This window comes from Paenibacillus sp. SN-8-1, from assembly GCF_050995535.1.
In the GTDB taxonomy this organism is placed as follows: Bacteria; Bacillota; Bacilli; order Paenibacillales; family Paenibacillaceae; genus Fontibacillus.
Window position 1 is genome coordinate 306,111 of sequence record NZ_CP194782.1, and the last position, 13,642, is coordinate 319,752.

Sequence of the window (13,642 nt, forward strand, 5' to 3'; positions counted from 1 at the left end):
CCAAGTACCGGGCTTGTCTCGTCTTACTGTATATTAGATTACATAAGGAGTAGCTTCCATCATCTCGGCCTTGGCCACAGCTTCCTCAAGAGTCATGCCGGTAAAATTCTGCGCGTGCAGGAATCGCCCGCTCTTCTTGTCATCGACAAAGGCGCCTACAGCGATACCGGGGATAACGGTATCCACGGAGTTCGGGGCCTGCGGCCCTCCGAGATCGGTTCTGCACCAGCCTGGATCAGTCAGGCTGATAACGATATCGGTTTCGTCAAGACGCGAAGCCAGATCCTTCGTGAATTTATCCAGCGCCGCCTTGCTTGCTGCATAACCGGCCTGCTCAGGCTCATTCTTGATTCCGCTGGTCGTAATAAGATTACAGCCCTGCTTGGCCATGAATAGGGCGGTCTGATAACCTACACCCCTGCTTGCACCTGTAATTAGAGCCCATTTACCCGATACATTTACCATCATTAAGATCTCCTTTGATATGGACTGAACAAGTAATTCTTAAGTTCATTCCAATTGTTAGTATGGTTCCTGGCAGTCTAGATCTTTTTAGATATTAGAGCAGAAAGTAAGCACTTACATTTCAATGGTATTGTAGCATACCTAAGCATGGCTAACCATGTCATGAGTATTGATTACAACAGGCATACATGAGAAAAGGGACGTCATCATGACGTCCCTTTGATTGTTCTGCATCAGATGCCAGAACGGTCTGGCTTATGGAAGCCGCTAGCTGGCTGAGCTTGAGTTATTCCTTAAGCCTCGCCCCAGGTCCGGTCTCCCGTAAGATATTTCTCGGTCAATACAGACAGCAGCTGAATGCCGACTTCGTTCTCCCCGCCTTCAGGGATGATCAGATCGGCGTATTTCTTGGAAGGCTCGATAAAAGCCTCATGCATGGGCTTGACCGTAGCCAGATACTGCTGGTGGATCGATTGAATCGTTCTGCCGCGCTCCTCGATATCCCGCAGGACCCGGCGCAGAATGCGCACATCGGGATCGGTATCGACGAAGACTTTAATATCAAGCTGCTCGCGGAGCTTCTCATCAGACAGCACATGAAGGCCCTCAAGAATGATGATATGATTCGGCTTGAGTTCCACAGATTCCACAGTGGAGCGGGCATGAATGGTGAAGTCATATACCGGAGCCTGAGCGGCCTGGCCTTCCTTCAGAAGAAGGAGATGCTGGATAAGCAGCTCATTATCGAAGGCGAAAGGGTGATCATAATTGATCGCTTCCCGTTCGCTCATACTGAGGTGAGAATGGTCCTTATAGTAGTTATCCTGAGATATAAACGTGACTTTATCTGAGCCAAGACGGTCAATGACAGAGCGGGCAACGGTTGATTTGCCAGAGCCGGTGCCGCCGGCGATACCAATGATAAGCATGGTGTTGGATTACCCTCCCTAAGATGTTGCAATTTCAGTATTGTAGCACACCGCTAAACTTTTTTCATCTCGTTAGGGGAGGGGGCGCGTGGCAGTTTTTTGAAAATTGTAAGGCCCTGCAAAACTATCGTAGGAGGCCGTGCCAATTTGACCACCGTTTTGCTTATCGGCATAAGGTGATTTACGATGGATAATGAAGAAAAGGCACGAGAGTAATGGATATATTCGAGAGGGGCTATTAATCATGAGCAGCATAACCTTAGCAGAAGCCTTTGCGAGAACGCCCTATCCGGTGCCCGGGCATGGGCTGCGTAACGTTGACGTGCTGAAAGAGGCACTCGCCCATATGGATGGAGACCTGGACAGCGATGTGTATGGTACAGGTGCAATTATAGAAGATTTTCAGAACAAAATAGCGTCTTATCTTGGCAAAGATACCGCCGTATTCTTTCCAAGCGGAACCATGGCCCAGCAGATTGCCCTGCGGATCTGGTGCGATCAGAAGGGGCTGCGGCGTGTGGCCTATCATCCGCTTTGTCACCTCGAGATTCACGAGCAGGATGGTATGAGGGAGCTTCACCATATTGAACCGGTGCTGCTGGCAGATAAGGACAGACTGATTAAGCTCGAAGATCTCCGGAATATGCAGGAGGACATTGCCTGCCTCCTGCTTGAGCTGCCTCAGCGTGAGATTGGCGGGGAGCTGCCGGAGTATGAGGAGTTAGAAGCGATCGCTGCTTACTGCAAGGAGAAAGGGATCAAGCTGCATCTGGACGGAGCAAGGCTGTTCGAAATCGTGCCTTACTATCAGCGGTCCGCGGCCGAGATCTGCTCGCTGTTCGACAGTGTGTATGTGTCTTTCTACAAAGGCATTGGCGGCATCGCCGGAGCTATCTTAGCGGGAGATCAAGCATTCACAGAGCGATCCAAGGTATGGAAAAGACGCCACGGCGGCGATCTGATCAGCCTGTATCCGTATATCCTCAGCTCCGAATATTACTTCGACCAGCGCATTGACCGCATGCAGCAGTATTATGAGGAGGCCAAGGAACTTGCAGCCCTGTATAACCAGTGCCGCGGCGTCAAAACCCGTCCCTTAATGCCTGTCTCGAATATGTTCCATGTTCATGTTGAGCTGGAGAAGGAACAGCTTGAGCCTCTGCTGATTAGCCTTTATGAGGAGACCGGGATCGGACTGACGGCGAATCTCCGGACTCTAGGTGAGAAGAGCTGTTACTTTGAGATCAGTCTCGGTGAACGGTACGCGGGGATGCCGAGGGACAGGCTGCGGGAAGCTTTTCAGCTGTTGGATGAGAAGCTAAAGGAGCTTGCACAGGCTCAGTAGCCCGATTATCGCTTGTGCTGAGCGACAGCTCAGGTTTTTTGCAATTCCCCTATTATCCTGACTATACTATTTATACCAAGTCTTAACAGACTTGGGCTTTAGTAAATAAATCGTGTGCGGGAGGGGAATGAGCGTTGAGTTCAAAAGAATCCGTAACCAGTTCTCTATTTGCGAAAGAATTTACGAAGAATCCTTATCCGGTCTATGCCCAGCTGAGGGAGATGGACCCTATTTACAAATGTGTTTTTCCACAAGGCAGTGAAGGCTGGATGATCACGAGATACGAGGATGCCGTAGAGGCCTTCAAGGACCCGAGACTCAGCAAGGATGTGGTCAAGCACGGTGGGCAGAATGGAGAGCAAAGTGTCTTCTCCCGAAGTATGCTGTTCTCTGATCCTCCGGATCATAAGAGGCTGCGGGGGCTTGTGCAGCAATCCTTCACCCCCGTCTTGATCGAGGGTATGAGAGGGCGGATACAGGAGATTACGGATGAGCTTCTGGATGGGTTTAGGGGTAGAGATGAGATCCATCTCATTGATGAATTTGCCTTCCCTCTCCCGATTATTGTGATATGTGAAATGCTGGGGATTCCAGCCGAGGACCGCGACAAATTCCGCCTCTGGTCCAATACCTTGATCGAAGGCTACACGGAAGAGAATGCCGGCAAGATGAAACTGCACACAGAGGAGTTTGTTCAGTATTTGAGGCAGATGTTCGATCGGCTGAGGGCAGAACCGGGGCAGGATATGGTCAGTCAGCTTATTGCAGCCGAAGAGGAAGGCGACAAGCTGACTGAGCAAGAGCTGTACGGCGTTGTCGCACTGCTCATTATTGCTGGACACGAGACGACGGTGAATCTGATCGGCAACAGCATCCTCTCCTTGCTTCAGTACCCGGATCAGCTTGAGCTTCTTATACGTCAGCCCGAGCTTATTCATACCGCAATTGAAGAATCCCTTAGATTCAATGGTCCGGTTGAATTTAGCACAGGGCGATGGGCAAGGGAGGACTTTAATTTCAACGGGAAGGAATTCAAGAAAGGTGACCTCGTTATCCTTGCGCTGAATTCAGCCAATCATGACCCAAGTCAGTTTGAATCCCCGGAAGTATTTGATATCACCAGGGAGAAGAGTCCTCATCTGGCGTTTGGGAAAGGGATCCACCTCTGTCTTGGAGCCCCGCTGGCCCGGCTTGAGGGAGAAATTGCGATTAACAGCCTATTGAAGCGCTATCCTAATATTAAGCTGAATGCCGAGCCTGGTGAACTGGAGTGGAGACCGGGTATGATCGTAAGAGGGGTAAAAGAAATCCCGCTGTCATTATAATTCTGACACACTTGTCTATTCCCGCCATAATAACTTTAAGCTCCTGCTGAAGTGAAACTTCCTTAATTATGGGATGTTGCCATGGTTTTTCCCCTCGGTTTCAATGTAGAATGGTAATGGTGTTGGGATAGCAAAACTGGTAATGCCATGCATGCGGGCCACTATCTCAGCCGGGGGATACCTGGATGTAGGGGAGGACGTTCGCGCGTCCTCCTTATAATTATTTTGCAGGATCAAACGGGAAATAAGGAGCGTTTTAATAACAAGTTAATCATCTAAGTCGACAACGAATACAGCAGCCAAACCTTGTTGTTGAAACTCATTTACCAATATCTTGTATATCTGATGCCCGCCGACCATGTTACAGCTTTGCTCGTTCCAGATGATCGGATCCACATAGTGAAAACGATCTCTTCTTATGTTGAGTTGGTTTCACTTATGTACATAAAAATAGAGCCGTACAACGAAGCTACGGCTCTTCAAGCATTTTATGTTAGTATAATTACCGTCCGAAATCAGCTGTATTATCTGTTGCAAAACCTTTATACGATGCATTTACTGGTTTGGTTCCGTCACCGCCACCTCTAAAGGTCACTTCATATTGCCCAGCTCGCACACCTTGAGGATTATCATCAGTACTATACCAAGTGTACGATCCTCCTCCGGAAATTTTTTTATTTACATATACTTTTTTAGTGTCATAATGTGTTACAACTACTGATACAGGAGAACTAGAATTGTTTTTAAAATATATTTTAACATATCCATATCCACCAGGCACTACAAAGTTAGAAGTAGCAGTACCATCAGGATCGGTTTCTGTTTCCCCGAAATTCCCACCAATAGCTTGAGGGGTAATAATACCATTATCGTTGTTACCCTCATTTGAGCTTCCATTTAATGATGTAATTAATGATGGACTAGGGGAAACTCCATTGTTTACTTCTGTTGACGGGGCCGCGGCCGATACTTGCGTTGCTATTGCTAAGAACAATGCTGTAAATAGTAATGCTTTTGCTTTCACCAGTCATTCCCTCTTTCCTATTGTATATTTTTTACAGCACAATTCTAACAACAAGCGATACTATTTTCAAGATTTTATTCAATAATTTTACAAAAAATATAATAAACGGACGATTTTATTGCCATTAATACATACTATTCTTCCACAAAACTGCTTTGCCCCTGTCTAGTCGCCCTGCTATCTCTTCTTATTCGGGCGTAGCATTGGTAAACGTAACTTTGGATTTCATAGAGATAACTGACGGGGCTGGCTTCTCTTAAATTGATTTATTGAATAAACTTGGGGACGGAAGCGCCGTAACAAGGTTTCCGTCCCTATTTAGTTCCTTTTGGTCTGTTTAAATTTTCCTCTTTCGTATTAAATATAATAGGAAAGGGGAGAGGATTGTTGACAACTAAGAAATGGGTAAGACAACAACTGGCCGCTCTGCTGTGCATCGCCTTGATCCTGGGGGCATTCAGCGCTTGGCCGAACACTCAGGCGGAAGCTGCGAGCAAATACAGCACCTTCGATAAGGTGTCAGTGAAGGGCCCGGCGATTCCCGGATTATCAGGGGATAAGGAATGGGTGCCGCAAGGGCTTGCCGTGGTACCGAGCAAGAACTGGGTGATTACGTCTCATTACTGGGGTGGCAGTGGAAGTACAGCTACTGCGATTGCGATTACCAGTACTACAACCAAGAAGCGGATCAAGACTTTGTACCTCTACGAGTCCAGCACCAAGAAGCATACCGGACATGCCGGCGGGCTTGCAGTGAGCAAGAGCAATCTGTGGATCGCATCCGGCAAGACGGTATATAAAATTCCGCTAAGTACCTTGTCCAGCAAGAAGGATTACAGCAATGTGGTCATGAAGGGATATCCGCTGGGACACAAAGCCTCCTATGCGACCTATGCGGAAGGTGTTCTATGGGTGGGTGAATACATGGACGGCGAGGATGTCGGCAAAAAAATGTGTGATCCCGGCCCCAAAGGCCATGCTTATGCTTATAAGCTGAACAGCAAGGACGATCTGCCTTCGAAACCGAAGGCCGCCTATTCGTGGGTCACGCCTGACCGTGTACAGGGCATGGCAATCACGAAGAGCCGTGCACTTTACAGCCAATCCTGCGGACGCAATAACTCAAGTAAGCTGCTCATCTACACGCGGGGAGCATGGGGCAAGCAGGTCAGTTCTCTGACCATGCCGCCGATGTCCGAAGGGATCGCCCTTTACGGAAGCCAGTTGTACACGAACTTTGAGTCAGGCGCTCGCAAATATTCGAATGGAAGCATGCCGCTCAAAAATATGTACATCATCAACACAACCAAGTTAAAGATGTGAGCAGAAGCATTATTATCTTTAACAATGAGTATTTTTAAGTAAAATATACAGTTCGAAGAAGAAGCTCCAGACCTGAATGTCTTGGGCTTCTTTCTATTAATGAATATACGCCGATCCAATCCCTTAAATAGGGCAAATGAGCAGGCGATTCCCGAATTAACCCCGGGATCGCCTGCTCATTTGGTTACAATTTAACAATTTTCCCTGTTGCTTGAGACTCGAATGCTGCCAGAATAACCTTGAGTGAACGAAGGCCCTCTTCTCCTGAAATGCTGGGAGGAGTCTGGCTTTGGATCGATTCGACGAAAGCGTCGATGACTCCGCTAGGGACCTGCTTCTCGTTGGTCGCCATGGCGCCAACTTTGTAAGTCTCCACCGTGCCATTGGTCAGCTCCACGATCACCTCGTCCCCATCCACGGTGCCGATCTTCATAACCCCGTTCTCACACCAGAGCACGGTACTGTTATCCCCGCCCCGATATTGTGTCCAGCTGGCTACCAGCGTACCGATCGCGCCGCTCTTCATGCGAAGAAGGCAGGCCGCATTGTCATCCACCTCGGTACCTTCATTATCCAGGGTACTGATGAACGAAGCTACTTCCGCTACCTCGTCACCGAGCAGGTAGCGGATAAAGTCGGACTTATGGACGCCGAGGTCACCCATAGCCCCAAGGATCGCTTGATCCTTCTCAAAGAACCAGCTGTCCCGGCCGTCTACGCTCCACGCGTCCGGGCCTGGGTGGCCGAACGCCGTGCGGAAAGTCAGCACTCTACCCAGTCTGCCTGAATCCAGAATTTCCTTGGCTTTCACGTGCGGGGGCATAAGACGCTGATTGTGTCCAACCATCAGGTAGACCCCGTTCCTCCGTGCGGCTTCAATCATCTGCTGTCCTTCTTCTTCCGATACAGCCATAGGCTTCTCTACCAGTACATGCACCCCGGCGTTCGCAAAAGCAATCGTCATTGGGGCATGCAGGTAATTGGGTGTACAAATACTGACAGCATCGATCTTCTCGTTAGCGAGAATTTCTTCATAGCTTGCGTAGGCTGTGCCACCATGCTTTGCAGCCATTTCCTGCGCCCGCTCAATCTTGGGATCCGCGAAGGCGATAAGCTCTACCTGCTCATTGTTCGCATATTCGGGTACATGACGCCGCTGGGCGATGGCTCCGCAGCCGATAACGGCTACTTTAATTTTGCTCATATTCAGAAGTCTCCTTTGCCCTTGATTAGAATTGATTAAGATAATTATGCTTCAGCCAATTTAAGCTGTTCTCTATGCTCTGAAGCGGTGAAATCTGGCAGAAGTCCTGCTCGACGATCAACCATTTCACTCCCGCATCCGTGGCTGTGTCAATGACGGCTGGAAGATCTACTGAGCCTTTGCTAAGCTCCAGAGTAACCATTTGGCCCTGTTCATCCTTGCTGAAGTCCTTCAAATGAAGCAGCGGCAGGCGGCCTGCGTATTTACGGATATAGGCAATTGGATCATGTCCTGCAAATTGAACCCAGCATACATCGAGCTCCACTTGAACAGCTTCCGGGGTAGTCCCTTCGAACATCGCATCAAATGCAGTCAGACCGCCAACTTGATCCTGGAATTCGAAATCATGATTATGATAGCCGAAGATCAGTCCCTGCTTGCGGGCCTCAGTCCCTGCCTCCTGAAGGAAGGAGAACAGTTCCTTCCAGCCCTCTCCTTGCGGACGGTCTTCAGGTGCCAGGTAAGGACAAATCATATATTCGGCGCCGATGGTTTTGAGATAGTCAATTTCCTTCTGAAGGTCTGTGCGCATCGCTTGAAGCGGGACATGGCTGCTAATTGCCTTGAGTCCAAGTTCATCTAAAAGCGCTTTCATTTCATTGGCAGGAATGTCGCCGTAACCCGCAAATTCCACCCCTTCATAACCAAGCTCAGCTACCTTGCGGAGAGTGCCTCGGAAATCCTCAGCGGTCTCATCGCGAAGCGTATACAGCTGCAAGCCAATACCTAATTTTCTCATTTAACACACCTCATTCTATGGAAATATAATAAGTGCCCTATCTGATTCCAGAATAAATGAAATTAAGCTAAAATGAACATACACAATCTTCGCACAACCTGAACTATTTGATTACATTTTATTTAGCAGTTCATTTTATAGGGGGACCGGGGCCATATGGAGACAAGCCTGCTCATCTGCGATTATTCTTATCATTCAAAGCCTTTTGTCCAGAACTACCGGAGTGGATTAACCAACTATTTGTTCAGACTGCAGACGGAAGGCTCCTGCAAGGTATATTTACGCGGACAGGAGTATAATGTGCAAGCAGGTGATCTGATTCTGCTCAAGCCCGGTGAGGATTATGCCCTTGAGGTGAACGACTCGGATCATAGCGGCCGTGTGTCCAGCGGGGATTATTATATTTTTTGTGAGGGGACATGGATAGATGAGTGGTGGAATCGGACCGCAAGACCGGTGATGCACCATATCGGAGTCGATGAGAAGCTGCTTCGGCTGTGGCAGAATCTGCTGATTGAGAAACGCCGGGGGCCGCTGGAGGAGAATGCCGAAATCATGGGTTATCTGCTGAAGGGACTATGTCTGTATATTGACCGGGCGATTGCAGAGAATACGCATTCCAACCGGACGGTATTCGCTGCCTTAAGGCTGAAAAGGTTCATCGAAGAGCACGCGACAGTGACCTTCAAGCTGGAAGAGGCGGCTAAATATGCCGGACTGAGTCTGTCCAGATCCGTCCGACTGTTCAAGGACTCCTACGGAATGACCATGATTGGATATGCGACCCAGATTAGGCTCAATGCGGCTCTGGAACGGATGAAATACAGCTCAATGACACTGGAGCACATTGCGGAGACCTGTGGTTTCTCCAGCTATTCGTATTTCCACCGCGTATTTCGTGCAAATTTCGGGGTGTCCCCCAATGTGTACCGATCGAAGGAAGGGGAAAGTTAGGGGCTGGCTTTGGAGCGGCGACCCTGAAGAACAATTATTACGGCTGCACAACCGCAATAGAATGGAAGCTCCTTTTCGTATTGACAAAATCAACCATTAATATTATCATTATCGATAATGATAATAAAATAAAGGAGGTTCTGATATGGCGAACTCAAAAATGGACCTGATCATGCATCCGATCCGGATGCGGATCATCCAGGCTCTCATAGCCGGCAAGCCTATGACGACCCAGCAGCTGTCCGAAATGCTGAAGGACGTGCCGCAGGCGACTATGTATCGGCATCTTAATAAGCTGAGTCAGGCCAAGCTGATTCACGTGGTAGAGGAGAAGCAGGTTCGGGGAACCACCGAGAAGGTATATGCTCTGGCGGCGGACGGTGCGGATGCGACCCCTCAGGATGTAACGAAGATGTCCGCTGACGAACATAGGCAGCTGTTCATGAAATTCGTGATGGGTCTGGTCGGAGACTTTGACGAATATTTGCAGCAGGATCATTATGATCTCGTCAAGGATGGGATAACGTTTCGTCAGACTCAGTTCTATCTGACCGATGAGGAGTACAAGCAGATGCTGGTTGACGTACGCGAGCAAATGGCCCGGTATATGGGGAACAAGCCGGGCCATGGGCGGCGCAGACGCATGATGTCAACCATCGTTATCCCTGAAAAGAACAATGCAGACAGTAATAAATTGGAGGGATGAGAATCATGACAACCCAAATTAATCCGGCGAAAGAACCTATGGAGAAGTTAATGAAGAAAGGAATACCCTTGCTGCCGGTGTATGTGCTGATTCCGGTATTGTTCTGGCTTGGATTCAGCAGCTTTGGCACGGAGATGATCTGGAAGGCTTTTGGCCTGGGGGCATTAGGCTGGGTAATTGCTTTATTTCTACGCGGGCCAATTAGCGTGTTAGGGCTTAAGCTGCCGAAGGAACGGGCACAAAATATTATCGTTGGCTCATCGGGTCCTCTGGAGGAAGGCGTTCGCCTTGGCTTGCTTCTTCTAACTAGCAGTGGCTTCTCCTGGGCGCTCTCTCTGGGACAGGGCTGGGCCGCTGTTGAAGTGCTGTATACCATGATTCAGGTTATAGCGATTGCGTCATTGGCCCATCGTACGGATGACAAGGCTATGCAAGCTAAGGCGATGCTGGAAGCACAAGGAACGGTTACGGCAAGCCCGTTATGGGGCATAGTCGAAAGAGTATTTGCCAGTGCCCTTCATATCGGCTTCACCCTGCTTGTTGCAAGGTATCACTGGCTGGTGATTGCTTTGATTCCTTTGCACAGTGCGGTCAATCTGTTCGCGATCCGGCTGGCCAAGAATTCCATTGCGCTCTTTGAGCTAAGTATGGCTGTGGTTGGCACCGCGGCACTTGTGGCGGGCATTCTTGTGTTTCAGCTTTAAAGTCATGGCGGACAGAAGGCGGCTGCTAACTTTAGGTTTGAGCGAAGACACCTTTCAGGGTGTCTTTTTGCTTTATGATAAGATATAGGAAGTAACGGGGACAATTCTGGTCCTAGCCAAGAGGGACCCTTGGATGTGTAACTCCAATAACAATATGAAATGGACTAAAGAAGCAAAATCTATGTAGGAGGGGTCGACATGTCTTTTAATCCAACAATGCCTTTGGAGACGGCGACACTTGGCATGGGCTGTTTCTGGAGCCCGGATGCGTTATTCGGCAGCTTGCCAGGCGTTATTAGAACCCAAACCGGGTATGCCGGGGGAACAACAGACCAGCCTTCTTACCGGGAGATGGGCGATCATTCCGAGATGGTTCAATTGGATTTTGACCCGGAGATCCTCAGCTTTGAAGACATCCTGCGCATCTTTTGGAACAATCATAATCCGGTCAATATTAACGATTATAAAGGGCGGCAATACAGATCTATGGTGCTGTATCACAATGAGCTGCAGAAGGATAAGGCCGAGCGGGTAATTCGGCAATGTGAAGGAGAGGGAAAAGCGAAGCCTGAAACGGAGTTTTCACCCTGTGCCTTATTCTACCCAGCTGAGGAACGGCACCAGAAATACTACCTTCACCGATATCCGAATGCGGTGGAGAAGCTCAGCTCCATCTACCCGTCCCATCAGGAGCTGGTGAACTCGACCCTTGCAGCCCGCTTGAATGGATTGGCGAAGGGGTACACGAATCTATCTCAAATTAAGCAGGAAATTGCCGGGTGGAAGGCGGATAAGGAACAGAAAAAAAGGTTGATTGATCTGATCTCAGGAATCAGATGGTAAGAAAAAATGTGATTTCAATCATATTGTGAAATAAATCACAATATAGAGATGGGAGGTGTGATATATTTAACTCGTAAAGAAGATAAGGAGTGATTAAGATGAGAACAGTCAACCAGGAAGACGTAACCAGAAACCTTTTGCAGTTCTGTTATACCTGTGAGGACGCGCATTTGTGTACGACCGAAGCTGCTTGTCAGGAATGTTGGGCAGACAAAGGAATGCTTAACTTCGAAGAAGGGGACGGCGCCGAAGAGACTCTCGCACTGCTTCAAGAATACTATGCTTGATCCGTTATCATCCTCACAGTCCACGAACAGACAAACCTGATCCTATCCCGGTAGAGGGAGAGATCGGGTTTGTTTTTTTTATGTCGCATGGGGACTTCGAGAGGCATTTTTTACAAAAATTTAAGAGAATTTTGTGCATTGCATGAATATTCTACCGCCTTATTTTGTGGTAAACTGAAGTAACTTGAGGCTAATTACCTATTTGCCTGTATTGAAGGGGATATTTTAGATGAAAAAGCGTGATGTTGTCGGCCCGATAATGGCTGTGATTGTGCCGTTTGTACTATTTGAACTTCTCAAGGCACACCCTTCATGGGATGTCTCATTTGTTGCACTCAAGGGGCATTTCTATGTTGTCAGCTCGGTCGCTATGCTGTCCATGATGGTAGCCATCGCCGTAGGCATCGCGGGGCATCGCGTAAGAAATATAAAGGTAAGCTTCCTGGCACTGGCATTTATCTCATTAGGTGAAACGTTTACGGTTCATGGGCTGTCCACACCTAATCTTATGATGCATGCTTCACACCTGCCCGCAGTTGCGGCTCAGGCGAGCACGCTGCTTGCGACTTTCTGGTTGTGGCTGTCTTCGATGTCTTCCGACTCGGCGCTTATTGTGAGGCTGTCCGGACTTCGGGGGAGGTTGATTCCGATATGGTTGATTATTATTGTATTTCTCAGTATCGTTAGCTTCGTGAATCCTCACCTGATGAATTTAATCCCGCTGGATCGGAACCCTTTGAAGTGGCCGGTTACCTGCCTTGTGGCGGTTATGAACCTGATTACAATATATCGCTATTTTCAATCTTACCGTTATTCCCGGTTCCCGCTCCAGAAAGCGATCATCTACAGCTGCTGCTGGCTAATGGCGGCTCAGTATATTATGGCTGCAGGAGAATTATGGCGCGTTAGCTGGTGGATGTACCACTTCCTGCTGCTGGCTTCGATGATTGTGATGATTACGGGTCTAATTAGACAGTATGCATCCACTCCGTCATGGAATATGACCTTTAAGGGACTCTATTCCACAAATCCGATGGAGCGGATTACCAGCTGCCTGTCTCCCAGTGTGAGGAACTTGATTCAAGCAACCGAGGAGAAGGACCTGTATACGGCTGGACATAACTTCAGAGTTACGATGTATGCGATGAAGCTTGGCGAGGAGATGAAGCTGTCACCCGAGGAGCTCCGGGCGATCTCTCAAGGGACTATTATTCATGATGTCGGCAAGATTCATGTTCCAAATGAGGTCCTGAACAAGCCGGGGCGCTTGACGCCTGAGGAAAGAGATATTATTGAGCTTCATCCCGTCAAAGGTTATGAGATGTGCCGAACGCTTGGATTCATGAAGGATGAGCTGGATATTATCCGATCTCATCATGAGAAGTGGGATGGCACTGGATATCCGGACCAGTTAAAGGGGGAGCAGATTCCCTTGCTGGCCAGAATCGTGGCTGTCGCGGATGTGTATGATGCGCTAACTTCAACCCGAGCTTACCGGAAGGCCTGGACCCACGAAGAAGCGATGAAGCTGATTACCGAGAATCAGGGGACTCATTTCGATGCGGAATGTGTTAAGGCTTGGATTCGGGTATGCGAGCAGAACCCTGAGGTCTATGAGTATCCGGCGCATGTGATGGAAGAGTGGGATCAAAGACGAATGCTCCACCCTGGGGGAGAGCCCAAGGGGGCTGGGGTCATCGGCTAGAGTTAGAACGTAGGGGCACATGAAGTGCC

At 48.7% G+C, this 13,642-nt stretch carries 14 protein-coding genes; 9 read left to right on the forward strand and 5 right to left on the reverse strand.

What is annotated here, in order from left to right; all coding sequences use genetic code 11:
* Positions 1 to 33: 33 nt before the first annotated feature.
* Both ACRRNK_RS01620 and udk read right to left on the reverse strand, forming a co-directional pair.
* Entirely contained in the window at positions 34 to 468 is a 435-nt protein-coding gene (locus ACRRNK_RS01620; protein WP_433945090.1) for an SDR family NAD(P)-dependent oxidoreductase, read from the reverse strand.
* 290 nt (positions 469 to 758) lie between these two features.
* Positions 759 to 1,394, reverse strand: coding sequence for a uridine kinase (udk, locus tag ACRRNK_RS01625; RefSeq protein ID WP_433945091.1), 636 nt, complete (start codon positions 1,392 to 1,394; stop codon positions 759 to 761).
* Positions 1,395 to 1,638: 244 nt separating this feature from the next.
* On the opposite strand from udk, the gene ACRRNK_RS01630 reads away from it, so the two are divergent.
* Together ACRRNK_RS01630 and ACRRNK_RS01635 are read left to right on the forward strand one after the other, a co-directional pair.
* Positions 1,639 to 2,739: a threonine aldolase family protein gene (locus ACRRNK_RS01630; protein ID WP_433945092.1), complete on the forward strand. Its 1,101-nt coding sequence runs from the start codon at positions 1,639 to 1,641 to the stop codon at positions 2,737 to 2,739.
* Between the two features lie 134 nt (positions 2,740 to 2,873).
* Entirely contained in the window at positions 2,874 to 4,064 is a 1,191-nt protein-coding gene (locus tag ACRRNK_RS01635) for a cytochrome P450 family protein (protein WP_433945093.1), read from the forward strand.
* Positions 4,065 to 4,566: 502 nt separating this feature from the next.
* Here ACRRNK_RS01635 and ACRRNK_RS01640 read toward each other — a convergent pair.
* Positions 4,567 to 5,088 carry a hypothetical protein gene (locus tag ACRRNK_RS01640; protein WP_433945094.1) on the reverse strand — a complete coding sequence of 174 codons (522 nt, stop codon included), beginning with the start codon at positions 5,086 to 5,088 and terminating at the stop codon, positions 4,567 to 4,569.
* Positions 5,089 to 5,475: 387 nt separating this feature from the next.
* On the opposite strand from ACRRNK_RS01640, the gene ACRRNK_RS01645 reads away from it, so the two are divergent.
* Entirely contained in the window at positions 5,476 to 6,411 is a 936-nt protein-coding gene (locus ACRRNK_RS01645) for a hypothetical protein (RefSeq protein ID WP_433945095.1), read from the forward strand.
* A 184-nt stretch (positions 6,412 to 6,595) separates the two neighbouring features.
* Here ACRRNK_RS01645 and ACRRNK_RS01650 read toward each other — a convergent pair whose 3' ends face one another.
* Both ACRRNK_RS01650 and ACRRNK_RS01655 read right to left on the reverse strand, forming a co-directional pair.
* Entirely contained in the window at positions 6,596 to 7,615 is a 1,020-nt protein-coding gene (locus tag ACRRNK_RS01650) for a Gfo/Idh/MocA family protein (RefSeq protein WP_433945096.1), read from the reverse strand.
* A 25-nt stretch (positions 7,616 to 7,640) separates the two neighbouring features.
* Positions 7,641 to 8,414: a sugar phosphate isomerase/epimerase family protein gene (locus ACRRNK_RS01655; RefSeq protein WP_433945097.1), complete on the reverse strand. Its 774-nt coding sequence runs from the start codon at positions 8,412 to 8,414 to the stop codon at positions 7,641 to 7,643.
* A 156-nt stretch (positions 8,415 to 8,570) separates the two neighbouring features.
* On the opposite strand from ACRRNK_RS01655, the gene ACRRNK_RS01660 reads away from it, so the two are divergent.
* From ACRRNK_RS01660 to ACRRNK_RS01685, 6 genes are all read left to right on the forward strand, one after another.
* Positions 8,571 to 9,368, forward strand: coding sequence for a helix-turn-helix domain-containing protein (locus tag ACRRNK_RS01660; protein WP_433945098.1), 798 nt, complete (start codon positions 8,571 to 8,573; stop codon positions 9,366 to 9,368).
* Between the two features lie 145 nt (positions 9,369 to 9,513).
* Positions 9,514 to 10,074, forward strand: a complete 561-nt coding sequence (locus ACRRNK_RS01665) for a helix-turn-helix domain-containing protein (protein WP_433945099.1) — start codon at positions 9,514 to 9,516, stop codon at positions 10,072 to 10,074.
* 5 nt (positions 10,075 to 10,079) lie between these two features.
* Complete coding sequence (locus ACRRNK_RS01670) at positions 10,080 to 10,778, forward strand: hypothetical protein (RefSeq protein WP_433945100.1); 699 nt, start codon at positions 10,080 to 10,082, stop codon at positions 10,776 to 10,778.
* Positions 10,779 to 10,976: 198 nt separating this feature from the next.
* Positions 10,977 to 11,621: a peptide-methionine (S)-S-oxide reductase MsrA gene (msrA, locus tag ACRRNK_RS01675; RefSeq protein ID WP_433945101.1), complete on the forward strand. Its 645-nt coding sequence runs from the start codon at positions 10,977 to 10,979 to the stop codon at positions 11,619 to 11,621.
* A gap of 98 nt (positions 11,622 to 11,719) precedes the next feature.
* On the forward strand, positions 11,720 to 11,908 hold the full coding sequence (locus tag ACRRNK_RS01680; RefSeq protein WP_433945102.1) for a hypothetical protein: 189 nt from the start codon (positions 11,720 to 11,722) through the stop codon (positions 11,906 to 11,908).
* A 229-nt stretch (positions 11,909 to 12,137) separates the two neighbouring features.
* Positions 12,138 to 13,613 carry an HD-GYP domain-containing protein gene (locus ACRRNK_RS01685; RefSeq protein WP_433945103.1) on the forward strand — a complete coding sequence of 492 codons (1,476 nt, stop codon included), beginning with the start codon at positions 12,138 to 12,140 and terminating at the stop codon, positions 13,611 to 13,613.
* The last annotated feature ends 29 nt before the right edge of the window (positions 13,614 to 13,642 follow it).